This window comes from Enterovibrio baiacu (assembly GCF_004120195.1).
Lineage (GTDB): Bacteria > Pseudomonadota > Gammaproteobacteria > Enterobacterales > Vibrionaceae > Enterovibrio > Enterovibrio baiacui.
The window spans coordinates 1-21118 of the sequence record NZ_SCHN01000020.1; the positions used below are offsets into that span (position 1 = coordinate 1).

General features: G+C 48.5%; 22 protein-coding genes. 20 read left to right on the top strand and 2 right to left on the bottom strand.

Annotated features, from left to right (window positions below):
- Nucleotides 1-143: 143 nt before the first annotated feature.
- Nucleotides 144-947: an inositol-1-monophosphatase gene (suhB, locus tag EQP46_RS19655; protein WP_129495254.1), complete on the bottom strand. Its 804-nt coding sequence runs from the start codon at nucleotides 945-947 to the stop codon at nucleotides 144-146.
- A gap of 185 nt (nucleotides 948-1132) precedes the next feature.
- On the opposite strand from suhB, the gene trmJ reads away from it, so the two are divergent.
- From trmJ to EQP46_RS19755, 20 genes are all read left to right on the top strand, one after another.
- Complete coding sequence (trmJ, locus tag EQP46_RS19660; RefSeq protein ID WP_129495255.1) at nucleotides 1133-1864, top strand: tRNA (cytosine(32)/uridine(32)-2'-O)-methyltransferase TrmJ; 732 nt, start codon at nucleotides 1133-1135, stop codon at nucleotides 1862-1864.
- Nucleotides 1865-1973: 109 nt separating this feature from the next.
- Nucleotides 1974-2498 carry a Fe-S cluster assembly transcriptional regulator IscR gene (gene iscR, locus EQP46_RS19665; protein WP_129495256.1) on the top strand — a complete coding sequence of 175 codons (525 nt, stop codon included), beginning with the start codon at nucleotides 1974-1976 and terminating at the stop codon, nucleotides 2496-2498.
- A gap of 30 nt (nucleotides 2499-2528) precedes the next feature.
- Entirely contained in the window at nucleotides 2529-3743 is a 1215-nt protein-coding gene (locus tag EQP46_RS19670; RefSeq protein WP_129495257.1) for an IscS subfamily cysteine desulfurase, read from the top strand.
- Nucleotides 3744-3771: 28 nt separating this feature from the next.
- Nucleotides 3772-4155: a Fe-S cluster assembly scaffold IscU gene (gene iscU / locus EQP46_RS19675; RefSeq protein ID WP_102389652.1), complete on the top strand. Its 384-nt coding sequence runs from the start codon at nucleotides 3772-3774 to the stop codon at nucleotides 4153-4155.
- Nucleotides 4156-4177: 22 nt separating this feature from the next.
- Entirely contained in the window at nucleotides 4178-4501 is a 324-nt protein-coding gene (gene iscA / locus EQP46_RS19680; RefSeq protein ID WP_129495258.1) for an iron-sulfur cluster assembly protein IscA, read from the top strand.
- A gap of 13 nt (nucleotides 4502-4514) precedes the next feature.
- Nucleotides 4515-5030: a co-chaperone HscB gene (hscB, locus tag EQP46_RS19685; RefSeq protein WP_129495259.1), complete on the top strand. Its 516-nt coding sequence runs from the start codon at nucleotides 4515-4517 to the stop codon at nucleotides 5028-5030.
- Between the two features lie 36 nt (nucleotides 5031-5066).
- Complete coding sequence (gene hscA / locus EQP46_RS19690) at nucleotides 5067-6917, top strand: Fe-S protein assembly chaperone HscA (protein ID WP_129495260.1); 1851 nt, start codon at nucleotides 5067-5069, stop codon at nucleotides 6915-6917.
- A gap of 2 nt (nucleotides 6918-6919) precedes the next feature.
- Nucleotides 6920-7258, top strand: a complete 339-nt coding sequence (gene fdx / locus EQP46_RS19695) for an ISC system 2Fe-2S type ferredoxin (RefSeq protein WP_129495261.1) — start codon at nucleotides 6920-6922, stop codon at nucleotides 7256-7258.
- A gap of 50 nt (nucleotides 7259-7308) precedes the next feature.
- The gene (gene iscX, locus EQP46_RS19700) at nucleotides 7309-7509 is read left to right on the top strand and encodes a Fe-S cluster assembly protein IscX (protein ID WP_129495262.1); all 201 of its coding nucleotides are present in this window, start codon (nucleotides 7309-7311) and stop codon (nucleotides 7507-7509) included.
- A gap of 240 nt (nucleotides 7510-7749) precedes the next feature.
- Nucleotides 7750-9054, top strand: coding sequence for an aminopeptidase PepB (gene pepB, locus EQP46_RS19705; protein WP_129495263.1), 1305 nt, complete (start codon nucleotides 7750-7752; stop codon nucleotides 9052-9054).
- A gap of 192 nt (nucleotides 9055-9246) precedes the next feature.
- A complete protein-coding gene (ndk, locus tag EQP46_RS19710; protein ID WP_129495264.1) occupies nucleotides 9247-9678 on the top strand; it encodes a nucleoside-diphosphate kinase in 432 nt (143 codons plus the stop codon).
- Between the two features lie 415 nt (nucleotides 9679-10093).
- Complete coding sequence (gene rlmN / locus EQP46_RS19715; RefSeq protein WP_129495265.1) at nucleotides 10094-11215, top strand: dual-specificity RNA methyltransferase RlmN; 1122 nt, start codon at nucleotides 10094-10096, stop codon at nucleotides 11213-11215.
- 23 nt (nucleotides 11216-11238) lie between these two features.
- Nucleotides 11239-11994 carry a type IV pilus biogenesis/stability protein PilW gene (pilW, locus tag EQP46_RS19720; protein WP_192545532.1) on the top strand — a complete coding sequence of 252 codons (756 nt, stop codon included), beginning with the start codon at nucleotides 11239-11241 and terminating at the stop codon, nucleotides 11992-11994.
- A complete protein-coding gene (gene rodZ / locus EQP46_RS19725; RefSeq protein ID WP_129495266.1) occupies nucleotides 11984-13012 on the top strand; it encodes a cytoskeleton protein RodZ in 1029 nt (342 codons plus the stop codon). The genes pilW and rodZ overlap by 11 nt, the downstream gene beginning before the upstream one ends.
- Before the next feature lie 15 nt (nucleotides 13013-13027).
- Nucleotides 13028-14146, top strand: coding sequence for a flavodoxin-dependent (E)-4-hydroxy-3-methylbut-2-enyl-diphosphate synthase (ispG, locus tag EQP46_RS19730; RefSeq protein WP_129495267.1), 1119 nt, complete (start codon nucleotides 13028-13030; stop codon nucleotides 14144-14146).
- A 49-nt stretch (nucleotides 14147-14195) separates the two neighbouring features.
- Nucleotides 14196-15464: a histidine--tRNA ligase gene (gene hisS, locus EQP46_RS19735; protein WP_129495268.1), complete on the top strand. Its 1269-nt coding sequence runs from the start codon at nucleotides 14196-14198 to the stop codon at nucleotides 15462-15464.
- Nucleotides 15465-15477: 13 nt separating this feature from the next.
- Nucleotides 15478-16086, top strand: coding sequence for a YfgM family protein (locus EQP46_RS19740; RefSeq protein ID WP_129495269.1), 609 nt, complete (start codon nucleotides 15478-15480; stop codon nucleotides 16084-16086).
- 9 nt (nucleotides 16087-16095) lie between these two features.
- Nucleotides 16096-17256 (top strand): outer membrane protein assembly factor BamB, encoded by a 1161-nt coding sequence (gene bamB, locus EQP46_RS19745; protein ID WP_129495270.1) that lies wholly within the window; start codon nucleotides 16096-16098, stop codon nucleotides 17254-17256.
- Nucleotides 17257-17380: 124 nt separating this feature from the next.
- A complete protein-coding gene (gene der / locus EQP46_RS19750; protein ID WP_129495271.1) occupies nucleotides 17381-18874 on the top strand; it encodes a ribosome biogenesis GTPase Der in 1494 nt (497 codons plus the stop codon).
- Nucleotides 18875-19452: 578 nt separating this feature from the next.
- A complete protein-coding gene (locus EQP46_RS19755; RefSeq protein WP_129495272.1) occupies nucleotides 19453-19686 on the top strand; it encodes a zinc ribbon domain-containing protein in 234 nt (77 codons plus the stop codon).
- Between the two features lie 30 nt (nucleotides 19687-19716).
- On the opposite strand, the gene xseA is transcribed toward EQP46_RS19755, so the two are convergent.
- Nucleotides 19717-21045: an exodeoxyribonuclease VII large subunit gene (gene xseA / locus EQP46_RS19760; RefSeq protein ID WP_129495273.1), complete on the bottom strand. Its 1329-nt coding sequence runs from the start codon at nucleotides 21043-21045 to the stop codon at nucleotides 19717-19719.
- Nucleotides 21046-21118: the final 73 nt, after the last annotated feature.

Here is a 21118-nt window from a genome sequence, read left to right on the forward strand (position 1 = left end):
ACCCAGTACCCAGTACCCAGTACCCAGTACCCAGTACCCAGTACCCAGTACCCAGTACCCAGTACCCAGTACCCGCTCTTCCCGTACCCCCCAAACAAAAACGGCGTCCCGAAGGACGCCGTTTTTTTTGATTCTAGCGAATCTTATTTCTTCATTGCTTCGTTCGCGTTGTCGCGAACTTTCGCCAAAATACCTTTCAGTACTTTAGGGCTTGCAGATACGATGTTACCCGTCTGCATGTAATCTGTTGCGCCAGAGAAGTCGGTGCACAGTGCGCCTGCTTCACGAGCGATCAGTTCACCTGCAGCCATGTCCCAAGGTTTCAAGCCTAGCTCGAAGAAACCGTCGAAACGACCTGCTGCAACGTAGCAAAGGTCAAGTGCTGCAGAACCCGTACGACGGAAGTCTGCGCAATCAACGAACAGTGCACTAACGACTTTCATGAAGCCTTCAGAGTGTTGTTTTGCTTTGTATGGGAAGCCTGTCGCTAGGATAGTACCGTTCAGGTCTTTCGGGCTGTTTACACGAATACGCTTGCTGTTTAGTTGTGCGCCAGCACCGCGTTGTGCAGAGAACAGTTCGTTACGGATTGGGTCGTAAACACACGCAACTTCAGTGCGGCCTTTAATACGCAGAGCGATAGACACAGAGAAGTGTGGAATGCCTTTTACGAAGTTGGTGGTGCCATCCAGTGGGTCGATGATCCATTGGTAATCAGCATCTTTACCTGAGATAACGCCCGCTTCTTCAGAAACGATGCTGTGGTCAGGGTAAGATTTCTTGATTACATCGATAACAATGTGCTCAGCAGAAGTATCGATATTGGTAACGAAGTCATTAGTGCCTTTTTGAGACGCTTCTACGTTATCAGGGTTTTCAGCAGATTTAGCGATAAAGTCGCCAGCCTTTCGCGCAGCGCGAATGGCAATGTTTAGCATAGGATGCATACAAATTTCCCAACGGATGTTAAAGAACGGAAAGCGGCGGCGAGTATATCAGAGCTACGGCAAAAGGGAAGTGGTTATTTTTTGTTCGCTCGCTGTTCTTGTCACGCCAAAAGCGGCCCATCTTTAATACCAATATGATAGAATCCGGCGGCTTAATTTCTTCGACAGTATGCAGTGGTTTCTAAATGTTAGAAAATATTCGAATTGTGCTTGTTGGCACATCGCATTCAGGCAACATTGGTTCGGCAGCGCGCGCAATGAAAGTCATGGGACTGACAAATTTAGTCTTGGTGGCACCAGAGTGCAGTGTTGACGGGCAGGCCATTGCATTAGCAGCTGGCGCAAGTGACATCGCGAATAATGCGCGCATTGTGAATACCGTGGAAGAAGCCGTCGCTGACTGTGGCTTGGTGATCGGGACAAGTGCCCGTAGCCGTACGTTAGATTGGCCAATGTTGGATTCTCGCGAAAGTGGCATTAAAGCTATCGAAGAATCTACCCAACACCCTGTTGCCTTTGTATTCGGTCGTGAGCGTACTGGTTTATCAAACGAAGAACTTCAAGCGTGCAACTACCACGTGGCGATTCCTGCAAACCCAGAATACAGCTCACTGAACTTGGCCATGGCAGTGCAAACCCTTTGTTACGAAACGCGCATGGCATGGTTAGACAGCCAAGCATACAAAGGCGAAGTAAAAGAAGAAGCGTATCCATTGGCGGAAGATCTAGAGCGTTTTTACGCGCACCTAGAAACGGTATTAGACAAAACAGGCTTTATCAATAAGCAGCACCCAGGCATGGTGATGACCAAATTAAGACGTCTATTTAACCGCGCAAGACCTGAAAGCCAAGAGTTAAACATTCTTCGTGGTGTGCTTTCTTCCGTCGAAAAAGCAGCGAAATCGTCGTCTAAATAACCTCTTTTTATTAAGGGGTAAAAGCCTGACTAAAACACTCGGGTAAATACTTGACCGTTTTTGTCGGGTATGTCAAGATTGTCTCATTGTTACTCAAAGGTAGAGTGTTATGAGACTGACTTCTAAAGGTAGATATGCCGTAACCGCGATGTTGGATGTCGCGTTACATTCAGAAATGGGCCCAGTGCCTCTTGCTGATATTTCAGAGCGTCAAGGGATTTCTCTGTCTTATCTTGAGCAACTATTTTCCCGTCTTCGTAAAGCAGGCCTTGTGTCTAGCGTACGTGGACCAGGCGGCGGCTACCGTCTAGGTGTGGATGCTAACGACATTGCCGTTGGTATGGTTATCGCGGCGGTTGATGAGTCCGTTGATGCCACCAAGTGTCAAGGTAAAGGCGATTGCCAAGGCGGAACACGCTGCCTGACACACACACTATGGCGTGACCTAAGTTCACGCATTAGCAGTTTTTTGAATGACATCTCGCTCGGCGAGTTGATGCAAGATAACGAAGTTAAGCAGGTGGCAGGTCGTCAAGACTCATCGCTTGATTCGTCAACAATTGTTAGACATGGCTTAAACTCCAGTAGCAGTGAAAACCCAACAAGCGCACTGGGTGTGAATTTTCGCTCTTGATTAGCCGTACCGGAGTACTTGGAGATACAAATGAAATTGCCAATTTATTTTGACTATTCAGCCACATGCCCGGTCGATCCGCGTGTTGCTGAAGTAATGATGCAGCACCTAACGCTTGATGGCGTATTCGGTAACCCTGCATCTCGCTCGCACCGTTTTGGTTGGCAGGCAGAAGAAGCGGTTGATACTGCACGTGAAGATATTGCGAATTATCTGAACGCAGACCCGCGTGAAATCGTATTCACTTCTGGTGCTACTGAGTCTGATAACCTGGCGATTAAAGGTGTTGCACATTTCTACAGCAAGAAAGGCAAACACATCATCACCTGTAAAACAGAGCACAAAGCGGTGCTTGACCCTTGCCGCCAACTAGAGCGTGAAGGGTATGAGGTGACGTACCTTGAGCCAGAATCAAACGGCATTATCGATCTGAACAAATTGGCAGATGCCATGCGTGAAGACACAGTGCTTGTTTCAATCATGCATGTGAACAACGAAATCGGCGTGATCCAAGATATCGCAGCCATTGGCGAACTATGCCGTGAGCGTAAAGTGGTATTCCACGTTGATGCTGCACAATCTATTGGTAAATTGCCGCTAGACACGCAAGAAATCAAAGTTGACCTTATTTCGATGAGTGCGCACAAAGCCTACGGCCCTAAAGGGATCGGCGCTTTGTATGTTCGCCGTAAGCCACGTATTCGCCTAGAAGCGCAAATGCACGGCGGTGGTCACGAGCGTGGTATGCGTTCAGGCACATTGCCGACGCACCAAATCGTGGGCATGGGTGTCGCGTTCCGTATCGCGAAAGAAGATTTAGAAAAAGACCAAGCGCATGCACTGGCACTGCGTAACCGTTTTTATGACGGTGTGAAAGATCTTGAAGCGGTTTATGTGAACGGCGATCTTGAGCAACGTGTTGCTGCAAACTTGAACATTAGCTTCGCCTTTGTTGAAGGTGAATCACTGCTGATGGCGCTGAAAGATTTGGCGGTATCATCGGGTTCGGCATGTACATCAGCGAGCCTTGAGCCTTCTTATGTATTGCGTGCATTGGGTCTGAATGACGAATTGGCGCATAGCTCAATTCGCTTCTCTTTCGGTCGTTTTACGACGGAAGAAGAAGTTGACCACGCAATCGAGCAGGTTCGTAAAGCGGTTATCAAGCTGCGTGAAATGTCACCTCTTTGGGATATGTACAAAGAAGGTATTGATTTAAACACTGTTGAGTGGGCACACCACTAAGCGGTCTCAGGATTTCGAGGAACAGATCATGGCTTACAGCGAAAAAGTAATCGATCACTATGAAAACCCACGCAACGTTGGCGCATTCGACAAGAATGATCCAAGCATTGGCAGTGGCATGGTTGGCGCACCAGCATGTGGTGACGTGATGAAACTTCAAATCAAGGTTAACGAGCAAGGCATCATCGAAGATGCGAAGTTTAAAACCTACGGTTGTGGTTCTGCTATCGCTTCAAGCTCACTGGTTACCGAGTGGGTGAAAGGCAAATCACTTGACGAAGCTGCGGCGATCAAGAACGCTGAAATCGCGGAAGAGCTTGAATTGCCACCAGTGAAAGTACACTGCTCAATTTTGGCAGAAGATGCCATCAAAGCAGCAGTCAGTGATTACAAAAAGAAACACGAAGCTTAATACGTAAAGGGTTGTTGTATCTATGGCCATAACGATGACAGAAGCGGCCGCATCACGCGTTCGCTCTTTTCTTGAAAGCCGAGGCAAAGGCCTTGGGCTGCGCCTAGGTGTTCGCACTTCTGGCTGTTCTGGTATGGCTTACGTACTAGAGTTTGTTGACGAGCTTGAAGAAGAAGACCACGTCTTTGAAGAGAAAGGTGTGAAAGTGATTGTCGACAGCAAAAGCATGCTGTACCTCGACGGCACTGAGCTGGACTTTGCAAAAGAAGGGTTGAATGAAGGCTTTCAGTTCAACAACCCTAACGTCAGCAGTGAGTGTGGTTGCGGCGAAAGCTTTAACGTTTAACACGTGAGTTGAAATGAATCATTTCGAACTATTCGGGCTATCATCTCAGTTTGAGCTGGATGGTAGCTCTCTTTCTTCACAGTTTCGCGAACTTCAGCGACGCTTTCATCCAGACAAATTTGCCACAGCATCAGAACAAGAGCGCCTGCTCGCCGTTCAAAAAGCGGCTCAAATCAACGATGCTTACCAAACCCTCAGTGATCCAGTAAGACGTGCAGAATATCTGCTTGCGCTGAATGGATTGGAATTGCGTGACGAAACCCAAACCATGCAAGACCCTGAGTTTTTGATGCAGCAAATGGAAATGCGTGAAGAGCTAGAAGATATTGCAGACAGCAATGAGCCAGATGTATTGTTGTTTGACTTCGAAGAGAAGACGGTGGCGATTCACCAATCACTATTGATTGAATTGAAGGACGCCTTGAACGGTGCGCATTGGGAAACCGCTGCGGTACTGGTTCGCAAGCTCAAATTTCTCGTCAAACTCAAACAAGAAATCGAACGAATCGAAGATCGGCTGCTCGGTTAACAATACGCGGCGGCGGGTCCGGCTACAGGAACCAACATGGCACTGTTACAAATTGCAGAACCGGGTCAAAGTGCTGCGCCGCATGAGCACAAGCTTGCGGTGGGTATTGACCTAGGCACCACCAACACGCTTGTCGCTTCAGTACGCAGTGGCACAGCAACAACGCTAAACGACATCCAAGGTCGCGCACTGATCCCTTCAGTGGTTCACTACGGTGAAGACGTGACGCTCGTGGGCTATGACGCACAAGCACAATCCGAAACAGATAGCGCAAATACCATTGTGTCAGTAAAACGCATGATGGGTCGTTCGCTGGCGGATGTTCAATCTCGCTATCCGCACCTTCCTTATGCACTGACTGCGTCTGAAAACGGCTTGCCGTTGATCAACACACGCTCGGGCAATAAGAACCCTATCGAAGTGTCTGCGGATATTCTTCGCACAGTCAATGAGCGTGCTGAAGCCTCTTTAGGCGGTGAGCTAGAAGGCGTTGTTATCACCGTACCTGCTTATTTTGATGACGCACAGCGTGCAGGCACAAAAGATGCAGCGAAACTGGCGGGTTTAAACGTTCTTCGACTGCTGAATGAGCCAACCGCCGCGGCTATTGCTTATGGTTTGGATTCAGGTCAAGAAGGCGTCATTGCGGTTTATGACCTTGGTGGCGGCACATTCGATATCTCTATCTTGCGTTTGTCTAAAGGCGTGTTTGAAGTACTCGCAACCGGCGGCGATTCCGCGCTGGGTGGTGATGATTTTGACCACCTGATCGCTGATTGGATCGCGGAGCAAGCAGGCTTTGCTTCTTTATCAGGCGATGATCACCGTCGATTGCTGAATGCAGCAACCGCAGCCAAAGTCGCTCTGAGCGATGCTGATACCACAGAAATCTCAGTGCTTGATTGGCAAGGTGCACTCACTCGCACTCAGTTTGATGAACTGATCGGTGCGCTTGTGAAGAAAACGCTGCTTTCTTGCCGCCGTGCGCTCAAAGATGCGCAAGTCACCACGGACGACGTGCTTGAAGTGGTCATGGTGGGGGGCTCTACCCGCGTGCCATTGGTACGTGAAAAAGTGGGTGAGTTCTTTGGCCGCACGCCATTGACCACGATTGACCCAGACAAAGTTGTGGCGATTGGTGCCGCAACCCAAGCGGATATCCTCGTGGGCAATAAGCCAGATGGCGAAATGCTCCTGTTGGATGTCATTCCGTTGTCTTTGGGTATTGAGACCATGGGTGGTTTGGTGGAAAAAATCATTCCACGCAACACCACCATCCCCGTTGCTCGCGCGCAAGAATTTACCACCTTCAAAGATGGTCAAACGGGCATGAAAGTGCACATCGTTCAAGGTGAGCGTGAGATGGTTGACGATTGCCGTTCTCTGGCGAACTTCACGTTGAAAGGCATACCACCAATGTCTGCCGGTGCTGCGCATATTCGCGTGACCTATCAGGTTGATGCGGACGGTTTACTGTCAGTGACGGCGATGGAAAAGAGCACGGAAGTGCAATCATCGATTCAAGTTAAGCCTTCTTACGGGTTGAGTGACGATGAAATTGCCAACATGATCCGCTCTTCCTTTACCCACGCACAAGAAGATAAAGACGCACGCTACCTTGCTGAGCAGCGCGTTGAAGCTGACCGTGTGATTGAAGGCTTGCTGGTTGCATTGGATGCCAATGGCGACGAGTTATTGTCAGAAGACGAAAAGAAAGCCCTGATTTCTGCCATTGAAGCCTTAATTGTGCTGCGTAATGGCGAGGATGCTTCAGCCATTGAGCAGGGCATCAAAGATACAGATAAAGCGAGCCAAGAGTTTGCTTCACGCCGCATGGATAAATCCATCCGTGAAGCCTTGGCTGGCCATTCCATTGACGAGGTTTAAACATGCCAAAGATTGTTGTTCTGCCACACCAAGACCTTTGCCCTGAAGGGGCAGTTCTGGACGCAGAAACTGGAGAAACCGTACTCGACGTTGCACTTCGCAACGGCATTGCAATTGAACATGCGTGTGAAAAATCTTGTGCGTGTACAACTTGTCACGTGGTTATTCGTGAAGGATTCGACTCACTCGACGAAAGTGACGAATTAGAAGACGACATGCTGGATAAAGCATGGGGCCTTGAGCCAGAATCACGTTTAGGTTGCCAAGCGAAAGTGGCGGACAAAGACTTGGTTGTCGAAGTGCCGCGTTATACCTTGAACCACGCAGCAGAAAACCATTAAGCATCGCTCGGCATTGCCGAACGAGTGAGTGATTGTAGGGAGTTGAGACAATGAGCCTGAAATGGACTGATTCACGCGACATCGCGATTGAACTGGTGGAAAAGTTTCCTGACACAGACCCTAAAACCGTGAGATTTACAGATCTTCATGCATGGGTGATGGCGTTAGAAGATTTCTCTGATGATCCGAATCACTCAAACGAAAAAATCCTCGAGGCGATCATCCTGTGTTGGATGGACGAAATGGATTAATCGTTGGCTAAAATGCTTGTTTGATTGATTTTTTACAGGCACATTAGTTTTATCCAAGCGGGCTTATGGCCCGCTTTGTTTTTCTCATCAATACGTCATTTTTGATGTTCATAATGATACACATACTGCAAAGGGTATGTGCTTGCTATCAAGCTTTCCCTTCGTAGATAACAAACGTCAGCCTTCAGAATTAAAAACCTTACTATTGTTTCAGTAAGGGCTAGGAACAAGGAGTTCAACATGACCGACAAGATGCAAATCGCACTGACCAATGAACCGGCCGCCGATGTGTGGGGTGGTGCGAACGCCGTTATCTCTTTTGACCAACAGGGTGCGACAGTGCACGCGAAGGGTGACGCTGTTCTTGATAGCGTGCAACAAGCCGCGAGAAAGCTGGATACACAAGGCATTCGCAAAGTGGCGTTAAAAGGCGATAACTGGGACGTTGAATCTGCATGGGCATTTTATCAAGGTTTACGTGGCCCAAAAGCGGGTTATGAGTTTGTTGCGCCAACGCTGGATGACAAACAACAGAAAGAGTTGAATAACCGCATTGTGGCGACTGACTGGGTGCGCCAAATAATTAACGAAACGGCGGAAGAAGTGGGCCCTCAACAGCTTGCTGTTCGTGCGGGAGAGTTCATTAAGTCACAAGCGCCAAACCCAGAAAACGTAAAATACAAAATTGTGTCAGGCGCCGATCTGCTCGAGCAAGGCTGGGTGGGCATTCACACCGTAGGCCGCGGCTCTGCGCGTAAACCCGCGATGCTGCAGTTGGACTACAACCCGACGGGCGATGCGGACGCCGAAGTCTTCGCGTGCATCATTGGTAAAGGCATTACATTTGACTCAGGTGGTTACAGCATCAAGCAATCGAGCTACATGGATTCCATGAAAGCCGATATGGGCGGTGCAGCCATGGCGACAGGTGGTTTAGGGCTTGCAATCGCACAAGGGCTAAACAAACGCGTTAAGTTGATTCTTTGCTGTGCTGAAAACATGATTTCCAGCAACGCTTACAAACTTGGCGACATTATTACCTACAAAAATGGTGTCACCGTTGAAGTGTTGAATTCGGATGCCGAAGGGCGTCTTGTGCTTGCTGATGGCCTTCTTTACGCGAACAAATACAACCCGGCGTTAACCATCGACTGCGCAACGTTAACCGGTTCAGCCAAGATGGCACTCGGTAACGATTACCACGCACTGTTCTCGTTTGATCAGCACCTCGCTCAGCGCTGCCTTGCAGCGGCAGAGGCGGAAAACGAAGGCATGTGGCAATTGCCGCTTGCTGAGTTCCACCGAAACATGCTGCCTTCAAGCTTTGCTGATTTGGCGAACGTAAGTGGCGGACAGTATTCACCGGGTGCGAGCACTGCCGCTGCGTTTTTGTCTTACTTTGTTGATGACTACGAAAACGGTTGGATTCACCTTGATTGCTCGGGCACTTACCGTAAGGGTGCGAGTGATAAATGGTCGGTCGGCGCAACCGGTATGGGCGTAAAAACCTTGTCGCGCATATTGGTCGACGAATCGGCACGATAACTGATATTTTTATCGGTAAAAACGTAAAACAACCCGTAAATTAACAACTCACCCTATGAATTAACAACAGAGTTAACGGTTCCGCGATATCAGGGTGGGGTATGGCGGAATGCTCTGGTAGGCTGTCCTTAAGATAACAAGCTGATAACGCCCGAAGAAAGCGTCATCAGACGAATAAAAAAGGAATACAAAATGACTATTGAGCGCACTTTTTCGATCGTGAAGCCTGACGCCGTTGAACGTAATTTGATTGGCGCAATTTACCAACGAATTGAAGCAGCAGGATTACGTGTTGTTGCTGCAAAAATGCTGCACCTTTCTGAAGAGAAAGCGAAAGGGTTTTATGCTGAGCATGAGGGAAAACCTTTTTATAACGATCTCGTCGAATTCATGACGTCTGGCCCTGTGATGGTACAAGCATTGGAAGGTGAAAACGCCATCAGCCGTTACCGCGAATTAATGGGCAAAACGAATCCAGAAGAAGCAGCCTGCGGCACGTTGCGCGCAGACTTTGCCGTAAGCATGCGTCTTAATTCTGTGCATGGTTCAGACAGTCCTGCATCTGCAGAGCGCGAAATCGCGTACTTCTTCGCGAATGATGAGATTTGTCCTCGTAAGGACTGATTTTTTAGCGGATACCATTTACGTAACAGAAAGGGAGCGAAAGCTCCCTTTTTTATTTTGCGCGCTTCTCGTCATATACCTAAACGGCCTGAAGATGTTCGCATTGATGGTCTTTTTTCGGGCGAGTCGAATCCTGCATCGTCAGATTATTTGGGTATACACTAAGCTAATGCACAGTTTGAATGCGCAAAATAGCGTCGCAAGCTAGGAATGATGTGCGTTGGCCAAGCTTGTGTCTTCTTTGCTGTGTTTGTTGCGGCGAGTGGGGTCACAAGTAAGAGGTGGAATCTGGATCACAAAGACTGTACAATTTCGCGCCTTGATTTCAGGGCTTGCAGTCAAGTGTGGGTGCAGCGTTGCTGTAAAATTAAACGCAACATATTCCCGTTTCTATTACGTTTCACGAGGCAATCTGATGACGACGGAAAAAATTAATCTGCTTGATTTCGATCGGCAATCACTACGAGCGTTTTTCGCTGATGAATTAGGCGAGAAGGCGTTTCGTGCTGATCAGATCATGAAGTGGATTTACCATTTTGGTTGTGATGACTTCGATCAGATGAACAACATCAACAAAAAGCTTCGTGAAAAACTGAAGGCGAAATGCGAAATTCGCGCGCCAGAAGTGTCGCTTGCAAAACACTCAAGTGACGGCACCATTAAATGGGCCATGCGTGTCGGCAACCAAGACGTAGAAACGGTTTACATCCCAGATGAAGACCGCGCGACGCTGTGTGTTTCTTCGCAAGTGGGCTGTGCGCTTGATTGTAAATTCTGTTCGACAGCGCAACAGGGTTTCAACCGCAACCTGAAAGTGTCTGAAATCATCGGTCAGGTTTGGCGTGCGGCGAAAGAAATCGGTATCGAGAAAGAAACGGGTCGTCGTCCGATCACCAACGTGGTGATGATGGGCATGGGCGAACCCCTGCTTAACATGAAAAACTTGATCCCATCATTGAACTTGATGCTGGATGATTTGGCGTATGGCTTGTCAAAGCGCCGTGTGACAGTGTCAACCTCGGGTGTTGTGTCGGGTCTTGACCAAATGACTGACAAAATCGATGTGGCATTGGCAATCTCGCTTCACGCGCCAAATGATGAGCTTCGCAGCCAAATCATGCCAATCAACGATCGCTTTAACATCGAGACGTTTTTGGACTCAGTGCGTCGCTATATCGCCTCTTCAAATGCGAACCGTGGACGTGTGACAGTGGAGTATGTGCTCCTTGATCACGTCAATGATGATATGGACCATGCGCGCCAACTCGCAGAGCTGTTAAAAGACACGCCTGCGAAGATAAACCTGATTCCTTTTAACCCCTATCCTGGGTCACCATACAAGAAACCGAGTAATTCACGCATCGATAGGTTCATGAAAACATTGATGCAATACGATTACACGGTCACGGTACGTAAAACGCGTGGTGATGATATTGACGCTGCTTGTGGTCAGTTAGTCGGCGATGTGATTGACCGTACTAAACGTACTCAAAGCAGACTGAATGTTGAGGAGCAGATTCCCGTCAAATCAGTCTGATAACCGATTGATAGGATGGGAATATGGCAAGGACGCTTTGTAGTCTGTTACTGATGGGATTATTAGCAGGTTGTGTCACAGTAACAGAAGAGCAAAACAACGCGAAGTTTGATACCATCCAAGTTGCTGAATCCCGAATAGCGCTTGGGCTAGCCTATCTTGAGGCTGGCCAATGGGAAAGGGCGCGACAAAATCTTGAAACGGCTGTGCAGTATGCACCGACCTATTATCGCGCACTGATCAGCTTCGCTCACTATCTTCAGGAAGTGGGCGAATACGACCAAGCGGAAGAACAATTTAAGAAAGCGCTTCGTGCCTCACCGCGAAACGGTGATGTGAGAAACAACTATGGCGTTTTCTTGTGCCGTCAGGAACGTTATGACGAAGCACAAGCAGCCTTTGCCAAAGCAATAGAGCAGCCGTACTATTACAAAATGTCAGGCAGTTACGAGAATGCCGCTATTTGTGCCTTAAAGTCTGGCGACGCGGTCTTAGCAAAGGAATGGTTTGAAAAAGCCATTGCTCATGAACCAAATCGTCCATTGTCGACCCTACAACTTGCAAAGTTAGAAGTGGAAGATGATGAGCTGAATGAAGCCAGATTACGCTTGTTCCATTTCCATAAGCGATATGGATACCGCTCCAACAGTTTGCTCACGATGATTTCATTGGAAGCAAAAGCGGATCGCCCTCACGAAGTGGAGCGTTATGCGAATGTATTGGCTAAACAATTCCCTAAATCGAAAGAATATAGACTGTACTTAGCGAATGAATACTGAAAAAAACGAAGAGCAGCTGTTAGACATCGAAGCGACACATCCAGGTACCGCGCTAAAGCAAGCAAGAGAAGCGCAAGGGTTGACCGAACAGGATGTGGCGGATCGATTGCGACTTCGTGTTTCCGTTATTCGTGAATTAGAAGCGGATTGTTGCGATCAAAAACAGATCGCGACATTTACCCGTGGGTATATTCGTTCCTACGCCAAGCTTGTTGGGCTCGATGCTGACAAGCTACTGTGCGATTTTCAGCCTAAGAAAGAACATGAAGACTCTGCACAACAAATGCAGAGTTTTTCGCGTAAAACGCGTCTGGAAAAACACGACAGCCGAGTGATGGGGTTAACCTGGGTTATCCTTGCTGCGGTAATCGGTTTGACGGCATTTTGGTGGTGGCAAAACCAACAAAACGATCCGTTGCTTTCGCTTCCAGAGAGCGCGAACATTTTTGCGCAGCAAGAGAATGAAACCAGCGATGACGCATCAGCATCCCTTGAAGTGGTTACTGATGTAATCGAGCCTGCATCAACGGATGCTCAACGCGATATCGCTGCCTCCGTTGTTGATGGTGATGCGGCCACCAGTGAAGACACGACGCCTGATACCAATGAGACGGCAGAGAGTGTTTCTACTGACATTGTGTTGTCTAAATCAGAGCCAACTCAAGTGGCCAGCAGTGCCGAGCGCACTGAAACTGCTGCTCCTGCGACGACAGCCCCTGTGACAACAGCAACGGTAACCGCACCTTCAACAGCACAGACAGAAACACCAAGCTCACCGCTTGCGCCATTAACCATGCGCTTTAGCGCAGACTGCTGGGTGGATGTGCGTGATGCCAATGGCAAGCGCTTGGTTGCGGGCATTAAAACTGCCGGCGAAAGCTTGTCATTGTCTGGTAAAGCACCGTTTAAAATTGTGCTAGGTGCACCTAGCGCTGTAGACCTTGCCTACGATGGCAAAAAAGTTGATCTCAGTGGTTACCCTTCAGGTCGGGTAGCCCGTTTGAGCCTTCCGAAGTAATTCAGAGTACACCTAATGCATACCGAATCTCCTATTAAACGTCGTCAATCCACGCGTATCTATGTGGGTGACGTGCCAATCGGCGACGGCGCACCAATAGCAGTCCAGTCAATGACAAACACCCGCACAACCGACGTCGACGCGACGGTTGCGCAAATTAAAGCGCTGGAAAAAGTCGGTGCTGATATTGTTCGTGTCTCTGTGCCTACCATGGAAGCCGCAGAAGCGTTTAAGTTGATTCGTCAACAAACGTCGATTGCGTTGGTTGCTGATATTCACTTCGACTACCGTATCGCGCTTAAAGTGGCAGAGTACGGTGTGGATTGTTTACGCATCAACCCTGGCAACATTGGTAATGAACAGCGTATTCGTTCAGTCGTGGATGCTGCGCGTGACAAAAACATTCCCATTCGAATTGGGGTTAATGGCGGCTCGCTTGAGCGCGATTTACAAGAAAAATACGGCGAGCCAACGCCGGAAGCGCTTGTGGAATCAGCCATGCGCCATGTTGATATCCTTGATCGCTTGAACTTTGATCAATTCAAAGTCAGTGTGAAAGCGTCCGATGTGTTCTTGGCGGTTGAATCATACCGTCAGCTTGCAAAGCGCATTGATCAACCGCTTCACCTTGGCATTACTGAAGCGGGCGGTGCGCGTGCGGGCTCCGTGAAATCAGCTGTTGGCCTTGGTATGCTGCTCAGCGAAGGTATTGGTGATACTCTTCGTATCTCATTGGCGGCAGACCCTGTTGAAGAAATCAAAGTTGGCTTCGACATTCTCAAGTCATTACGCATTCGTTCACGTGGTGTGAACTTCATTGCGTGCCCAACATGCTCCCGCCAGGAGTTTGATGTAATCGGCACAGTGAATGCGTTGGAACAACGTCTGGAAGACGTGGTGATTCCTATGGATGTTTCGATTATCGGTTGTGTGGTCAATGGCCCGGGCGAAGCGGAAGTGTCACACATTGGTGTTGCGGGCAGTAATAAACGCAGTGCGTATTACGACGATGGCAAGCGCCAAAAAGAACGTTTTGATAACGACAACCTGATCGATCAGCTGGAAGCGAAGATCCGGGCAAAGGCGTCAATGCTTGATGAAAACAATCGCATTGATGTAAATACAGAGAAGTAAGCAATCTGCAGACTTCACGCGAAATATAAGATCGGTTACGAGAGTTAAAGTGGCAAAATCAATTCAAGCGATTCGAGGCATGAACGACTGCCTCCCTACACAGTCTCCACTTTGGCAAAAAGTTGAAGGCACTGTAAAAGACGTGATCAGCGCATACGGCTACAGCGAAGTGCGCATGCCGATCGTTGAAATGACGAATCTATTCTGTCGCGCAATCGGTGAAGTGACCGACGTGGTAGAAAAAGAAATGTACACCTTTGAAGACCGCAATGGCGATAGCCTGAGTCTTCGTCCTGAAGGGACGGCGGGGTGTGTGCGTGCAGGCATCGAAAATGGTCTGCTGTACAACCAAGAGCAACGTCTGTGGTACATGGGTCCTATGTTCCGCCACGAACGTCCTCAAAAAGGCCGTTACCGTCAATTCCACCAGTTTGGTGTTGAAGTCTTTGGTCTGAATGGCCCAGACGTTGACGCAGAACTTATCATGATGACAGCACGTCTATGGCGTCAGCTGGGTATCAATGAACATGTTCGTCTTGAGCTTAACTCTATCGGTTCGCTTGAAGCGCGCGCAAATTACCGCGAAGCTTTGGTTAACTTCTTGATGCAGCATGAGTCTGTGCTTGATGAAGATTGCAAACGCCGTATGCACACCAACCCGCTGCGCGTTCTGGACACCAAAGTACCCGAAATCCAAGCGGTACTGACTGACGCACCTAAGCTGTCAGCGTACTTGGATGAAGAGTCAGCGCAACATTTTGCAGGTTTGTGTGAACTGTTGGACGCCGCAGGCATCCAATACACGGTTAACGAGAAATTGGTACGTGGTCTTGATTACTACAACCGTACTGTTTTTGAGTGGATCACTGAAAGCCTAGGTTCTCAAGGCACTGTCTGTGGCGGTGGTCGCTACGATGGCCTTGTTGAGCAATTGGGTGGCAAAGCAACGCCTGCGGTTGGCTTTGCAATGGGTGTTGAGCGTTTGGTTCTATTGATGGAAACACTCGAGCTTAACGAAACACGCCCAGCGGTTGATGTTTACATGGTAACGTCCGGCGAAGGCACTCTGGCAGCGGGCATGAAACTGGCTGAAATGCTGCGTGAAACCGTACCAGGTCTGCGTGTGATGACCCACTTCGGTGGTGGTAACTTTAAGAAACAATTTAAGCGTGCGGATAAAGTCGGCGCGTCTGTTGCTCTCGTATTGGGTGAAGATGAAGTTGCGCAAAACATGGTGACTTACAAAGACCTTAAAGGCGGCGAGCAGCTAACCATTTCTCAGGATGATGTAGCCGAAAAATTGGCTCAATTGGTTTAAGAGAGGACAAAACGTGGACGTCTACACCACAGAAGAACAACAAGTCGAAGCGATTAAACAGTGGTGGCGGGATAACGGTAAAGCCGTTGTCCTCGGCGCAGTGATTGGTTTGGGGGGCCTATACGGATGGCGCTATTTCCAAGCTGAACAAGAAACGAGCCGCGAGCAAGCATCTGAGGCTTACACACAAGTCGTCAATGCATTGGCTGCGGGTGATGAAAAAGCAGAAGAACAAGCTGCAGCTTTCATCAGTGAGCGTCAAGGCGAAGCGTATGCCTCTCTCTTGTCTCTACAATTGGCAAAATCGCTGGTTGAATCCAATGACTTGGTGAAAGCCGCGGAACAGCTTCGTATGGTTCAATCTTCAAAAGATGAAACCCTCAGTGCGATTGCTTCTGTGCGTCTTGCGCGTGTTGAAGCGGAACTGAAAAACTACGATGTAGCGCTGAAAGAACTGGACAAAGTGTCAGCACAAAGCTGGACTGCTCAAGTTGAAGAGCTACGTGGTGACATCGAACTTCGTCAGGGAGACACAGCCGCAGCACGTTCTGCGTATGCAGCATCTATCGCCGCAGCTACAAACCCTGTTGTTCAGATGAAGCTAGACAATCTGCCGCAATAAGGTCTGACAATGATGCGCAAGGGATGGAAACATGTTGGTGCAGTCGCCCTTTTAGGCGCACTACTTGCTGGCTGTGCGAGTGAAGAAGATTCGATCCAAATGGCACCATTGCCAGTGGTTCAAAGCGAATTTACTCCGGTACAACTGTGGTCTTCTCAAGTGGGTGAGGGTGTTGGACGCTATTTCAGCAATCTCGCACCAGCAGTGGCTTACGATAAAGTGTATGCTGCTGACCGCGACGGTATCGTCTCGGCCATGGATCTTGAAAGCGGTAGCACGGTTTGGAGTGTGAACCTTGGTGAAGAAGCGTCAGCGCTTCTTTCTGGTGGCATTACGGCTTCATACAGCAAGTTGTACATTGGTACTGAAACCGGCGAGCTTATCGCGCTGGATGCAGAAACCGGTGCGCTCGTGTGGCGCACGCAAGTCGGTGGCGAAATTTTGTCTAAGCCGCTTGCTGATGAAGGGCTGATCGTGGTGAATTCTAGCCGCGGTGAAATTTCAGCTTACGAAGCAGAAACCGGTGAACAACGCTGGAGCTTGTCCAGTGAGGTGCCAAACTTGACGCTTCGTGGTGACAGTTCGCCTGTCTCGATTTCAGGTGGTGTGTTTTGGGGCATGGCAAATGGTCGTCTAGGTGCTGCATTAATTGAGAATGGCAACATCATCTGGCAACAAACCATTGCAAGCCCGAAAGGCGCGACGGAAATTGACCGTCTGGTTGATGTTGATTCAACGCCAGTAGTGGCGGGTTCACTGCTTTATGCGGTGGGTTACAACGGTTCGCTGGTGGCGATCGACTTACGTTCAGGTCGCCCAGCGTGGAAACGTACGTACAGCTCGTCAACAGACATCATGGTTGCTGGGAGCTACTTGTTCCTGATCACCGATAAAGATCATGTTGTTGCTGTGGATGCACGAAGTGGCACAGAGCTTTGGACGAACAACGAGCTAGAGTATCGTCAGCTCACCGCGCCTGTAGCTATTTCTGGCTATGTGGTTGTCGGTGATGCCGAAGGCTATCTACACTGGATTGATCCAACGTCTGGTGAGTTTGTCGCTCAACAACAGCTTGATGATAGCGGCATTGCGGTTGCGCCAATGAATGTGGACGATGGGTATATCGTTGTTACACGCGATGGCAGCATCAGCAAGAAGCAAACGCCATAGTTAAAACGTAACGTCCAATTCAATGCAAGGCATTGAGTATTGGGCGTTTATAAAATATTCGGCTCCTGACTTTTTAAAGTCAGGAGCCGCTGTTATTCATAACCAAGAAATTCTAGAGGTCAGTATGATTCCTGTAGTAGCCCTTGTTGGGCGTCCGAATGTTGGGAAGTCGACACTCTTTAACCGGCTAACACGTACGCGCGATGCGCTTGTTGCCGATTTTCCGGGATTGACCAGGGATCGTAAATACGGAAAAGCCATGCTGGGCGAGCACGAGTTTATCGTGGTTGATACCGGTGGTATTGATGGCACTGAAGAAGGTGTTGAAACCAAAATGGCTGAACAGTCATTGGCTGCGATTGAAGAAGCTGATGTTGTTTTGTTCATGGTGGATGGGCGTGCAGGTCTGACCGTTGCAGACGAAGCGATTGCTCAACACCTACGTTCACGTGAAAAAACCACGTTCCTTGTCGTTAACAAAGTTGATGGCATTGACGCTGATGCGGCAAGTGCAGAGTTCTGGCAGCTGGGCATGGAGCACATGTTCCAAATTGCAGCTGCACATGGTCGTGGTGTTCTGGGTCTTATTGACCGTGCGCTGAAGCCATTTGCAGAGCAGCTTGCTGAAGAAGAACGCGAAGAAGGTCTGGTTGACCTGACTGGCGAGCAAGATATCGATGAAGAAGACAAAGATCTGACGGAAGAAGATGCAGAAACTGCGCTTCAGCGTCTGCAAAATTTGCCGATCAAATTTGGTATCATCGGTCGTCCTAACGTGGGCAAATCAACACTGACTAACCGTATCCTTGGTGAAGATCGTGTTGTTGTTTACGATATGCCAGGCACGACGCGTGACTCTATCTACATTCCGATGGAACGTGATGGTCGCGAATACGTGATTATTGATACTGCGGGTGTTCGCCGTCGTAAGCGTGTTAACGAGAAGGTCGAAAAATTCTCTGTTATCCAAACACTGAAAGCGATTGAAGACTCGAACGTTGTGTTGCTTGTGATTGATGCGCGCGAAAACATCTCAGACCAAGACCTGAGCTTGTTGGGCTTTGCCTTGAACGCGGGCCGTTCAATCGTGATTGCAGTGAACAAGTGGGATGGTTTGGATAAAGACGTGAAAGACCGCGTTAAGTCTGAGCTGGACCGCCGCTTAGGTTTCGTCGACTTTGCGCGTATCCACTTTATCTCAGCATTGCACGGTACGGGTGTTGGTCACTTGTTTGAGTCGATTCAAGAAGCGTATGAGTCCGCGACTAAGCGTATTTCAACAGCAATGCTGACACGCATCATGAACATGGCGCAAGACGATCACCAGCCACCAATGATTCGCGGTCGTCGTGTGAAATTGAAATATGCACACGCAGGCGGTTACAACCCACCGATCTTCGTGATTCACGGAAACCAAGTGAAAGAGCTGCCTGATTCTTACAAGCGCTATTTGATGAACTACTTCCGTAAATCGCTAAAAATCATGGGTACGCCAATTCGTATTCAATTCCAAAGCAGCGAGAACCCGTTTGAAGGGAAAGGTGAAAAACTCACTATCTCTCAATCGCGTCAACGTAAACGCCTGATGGATATGGTTAAAAACCGCAATAAGAAATAATCATCCTGAATGATATCGAAAAACCGGCCCTGTGAGGCCGGTTTTTTTATGCCTTTTAATCTTCACAGAGCTTTAAAAAAACACCTTTCCGTAATTTTGCCATTTTGGCGTCATGCTTTCAGAGATCCCTCAGAGTAAATGCCAGATCACAGCGATGTTGTTGTTGATCTGTTTCTTTCGTTTCACTAATTAATTGATCTTAGTCACATAAAAAGTGTGATTCAGTTAAAAATATCGTTCTAAGTGGCATGGATGAATTAATGTACGCTCGATAAATAGCCTTGTATTTACAAAAGTCTAAAAATAGTCATCCTGATAACATATGTCGATATTTTATATTGTCTAAAATCCAAATGCAGAACATGTAACTTATGCTTTCGGGAGTTGTATTGATAAATATTCTTTTGAGGGGTGATCGCTGATCAGATCCCGTTAACGCGGAGATCTGACGATCTTCGTTGGATCCAGCAAGACGCTGTTCTCTTCCGTTCACTATTAAAGATAGAATAGAAAAGCAGACTGCGTGCTGTATAAGTGGATGAAAGTACAGTGAGAGAAAGTGATTGATGGGGAGTGCTATGGAAAATTTATGTCCTGACTGTGGACAAGCATTGATGTGGGAAAGCGGCGTATATGTCTGTAATCCTTGCGATAACACCTTTATCAAACAGGGATACTGTAAAATGTGCAGTGCTCAGCTAGAGAGATTACAGGCCTGTGGCTCAACCAGCTACTTTTGCCATCAGTGCAATGAGTTAAAATCTCGCTCAACGGCAAACATTGTCTTTGAAGCAAAAAAAACGGTGTCTTAAAGACACCGTTTTTCTACCTGCAAGATCCCATTAGAGGATCGTCGATTGCACTTCACCGTCTGCGAGCGTTGTTGTAATCACATCACCTTTTGATGTGTCAGCGACAGATTTCAGCACGTTTCCTTTGTTGTTACGCGTGATCGAATAGCCTCGCGCTAGGGTGGCAAGGGGGCTAACGGCATCCAGTGTTTCCATTTGCAAAGCCAGCGCGTGACCTTGCTGGCTCATCAATTGCTTCATGCCATCAATCAAACGCTGCTCTGTGTAACGCAGTTGAATGCTGAGTTGCGGTATGTGATTAGCAGGCGAGTAGCGTTCTAAGCGTTGTGCCGATCGATCAAGACGTTGTGCCTCTGTTTGAAGCTTTTGGCGCATGGATTGGTACAAACGGCGCTCAAGCTCATCAAACTGCTGTGCTTGCTGTTGGAGTCTCGCTTGGGGGTGTTGCATTGCCAAGCGATGTTGAAGCCTTGTGAGGGCCGTTTTGCTTCGTGCTAGGTGGGTCGAGATGCTGTGCGCAAGCCTATCTTCACGCTGCGAGTATTGTTGAGCACGCAATGATGTATCTCGACTGACGAGTTCTGCGGCCGCGGAAGGTGTCGGTGCGCGAACATCAGCGACAAAGTCGGCAATGGTGACATCCACTTCATGGCCGACCGCACTCACAATAGGAATGGTGCTGGCAGCAATGGTGCGTGCGACGATTTCTTCGTTAAAACACCATAAATCTTCGAGTGAACCGCCACCGCGCCCAACGATCAGCACATCACATTCATCGCGACTGTTTGCGCGGCCGATGGCTTGTGCAATTTGAATCGCGGCATCTTTGCCTTGCACTTGTGTCGGATAAATAACGACAGGAAGGCTCGGATCGCGGCGTTTCAAAACATGCAGAATGTCGTGCAGTGCTGCCCCCGTTTTTGAGGTAATGATACCAACACGGCGCGGTTGTTCTGGCAGTGGGCGTTTTAAATCTGCCGCGAACAAACCTTCTGCGGCGAGATTCATTTTGAGTTTGTCGAACTGTTGCTGCAATAAACCGTCGCCTTCGGGTTGCATGCTTTCTACAATGATTTGGTAGTCACCCCGTGGCTCATATAATGAGAGGCGCGCTCTTACGAGCACTTGATTGCCGTTGGCTGGTTTGAAGGTGACGCGACGGTTGTTCCCTTTAAACATGGCGCACTTCACCTGTGCGCGACTGTCTTTTAGGGTGAAATACCAATGCCCAGATACAGGAACGGTGAGGTTAGAAATCTCGCCAACCAACCACACAATACCCATTTCGTTTTCAAGCAAGAGCCTGACTTCGGCGTTAAGTCGGGAGACGGTGTAGATATTATTGTGGGCAGAATGCATTGATATTTACGCCTTGATAATCAGCGGGATGAGTCCATGGTACTGAGCCAAAAATTGAAAGCCAAACGTTTTC

What these genes read in the sequence shown, in the direction of transcription:
- suhB (WP_129495254.1), bottom strand. Translation starts at nt 947, where the DNA reads ATGCATCCTATGCTAAACATTGCCATTCGCGCTGCGCGAAAGGCTGGC.
- trmJ (WP_129495255.1), top strand. Translation starts at nt 1,133, where the DNA reads ATGTTAGAAAATATTCGAATTGTGCTTGTTGGCACATCGCATTCAGGC.
- iscR (WP_129495256.1), top strand. Translation starts at nt 1,974, where the DNA reads ATGAGACTGACTTCTAAAGGTAGATATGCCGTAACCGCGATGTTGGAT.
- EQP46_RS19670 (WP_129495257.1), top strand. Translation starts at nt 2,529, where the DNA reads ATGAAATTGCCAATTTATTTTGACTATTCAGCCACATGCCCGGTCGAT.
- iscU (WP_102389652.1), top strand. Translation starts at nt 3,772, where the DNA reads ATGGCTTACAGCGAAAAAGTAATCGATCACTATGAAAACCCACGCAAC.
- iscA (WP_129495258.1), top strand. Translation starts at nt 4,178, where the DNA reads ATGGCCATAACGATGACAGAAGCGGCCGCATCACGCGTTCGCTCTTTT.
- hscB (WP_129495259.1), top strand. Translation starts at nt 4,515, where the DNA reads ATGAATCATTTCGAACTATTCGGGCTATCATCTCAGTTTGAGCTGGAT.
- hscA (WP_129495260.1), top strand. Translation starts at nt 5,067, where the DNA reads ATGGCACTGTTACAAATTGCAGAACCGGGTCAAAGTGCTGCGCCGCAT.
- fdx (WP_129495261.1), top strand. Translation starts at nt 6,920, where the DNA reads ATGCCAAAGATTGTTGTTCTGCCACACCAAGACCTTTGCCCTGAAGGG.
- iscX (WP_129495262.1), top strand. Translation starts at nt 7,309, where the DNA reads ATGAGCCTGAAATGGACTGATTCACGCGACATCGCGATTGAACTGGTG.
- pepB (WP_129495263.1), top strand. Translation starts at nt 7,750, where the DNA reads ATGACCGACAAGATGCAAATCGCACTGACCAATGAACCGGCCGCCGAT.
- ndk (WP_129495264.1), top strand. Translation starts at nt 9,247, where the DNA reads ATGACTATTGAGCGCACTTTTTCGATCGTGAAGCCTGACGCCGTTGAA.
- rlmN (WP_129495265.1), top strand. Translation starts at nt 10,094, where the DNA reads ATGACGACGGAAAAAATTAATCTGCTTGATTTCGATCGGCAATCACTA.
- pilW (WP_192545532.1), top strand. Translation starts at nt 11,239, where the DNA reads ATGGCAAGGACGCTTTGTAGTCTGTTACTGATGGGATTATTAGCAGGT.
- rodZ (WP_129495266.1), top strand. Translation starts at nt 11,984, where the DNA reads ATGAATACTGAAAAAAACGAAGAGCAGCTGTTAGACATCGAAGCGACA.
- ispG (WP_129495267.1), top strand. Translation starts at nt 13,028, where the DNA reads ATGCATACCGAATCTCCTATTAAACGTCGTCAATCCACGCGTATCTAT.
- bamB (WP_129495270.1), top strand. Translation starts at nt 16,096, where the DNA reads ATGATGCGCAAGGGATGGAAACATGTTGGTGCAGTCGCCCTTTTAGGC.
- der (WP_129495271.1), top strand. Translation starts at nt 17,381, where the DNA reads ATGATTCCTGTAGTAGCCCTTGTTGGGCGTCCGAATGTTGGGAAGTCG.
- EQP46_RS19755 (WP_129495272.1), top strand. Translation starts at nt 19,453, where the DNA reads ATGGAAAATTTATGTCCTGACTGTGGACAAGCATTGATGTGGGAAAGC.
- xseA (WP_129495273.1), bottom strand. Translation starts at nt 21,045, where the DNA reads ATGCATTCTGCCCACAATAATATCTACACCGTCTCCCGACTTAACGCC.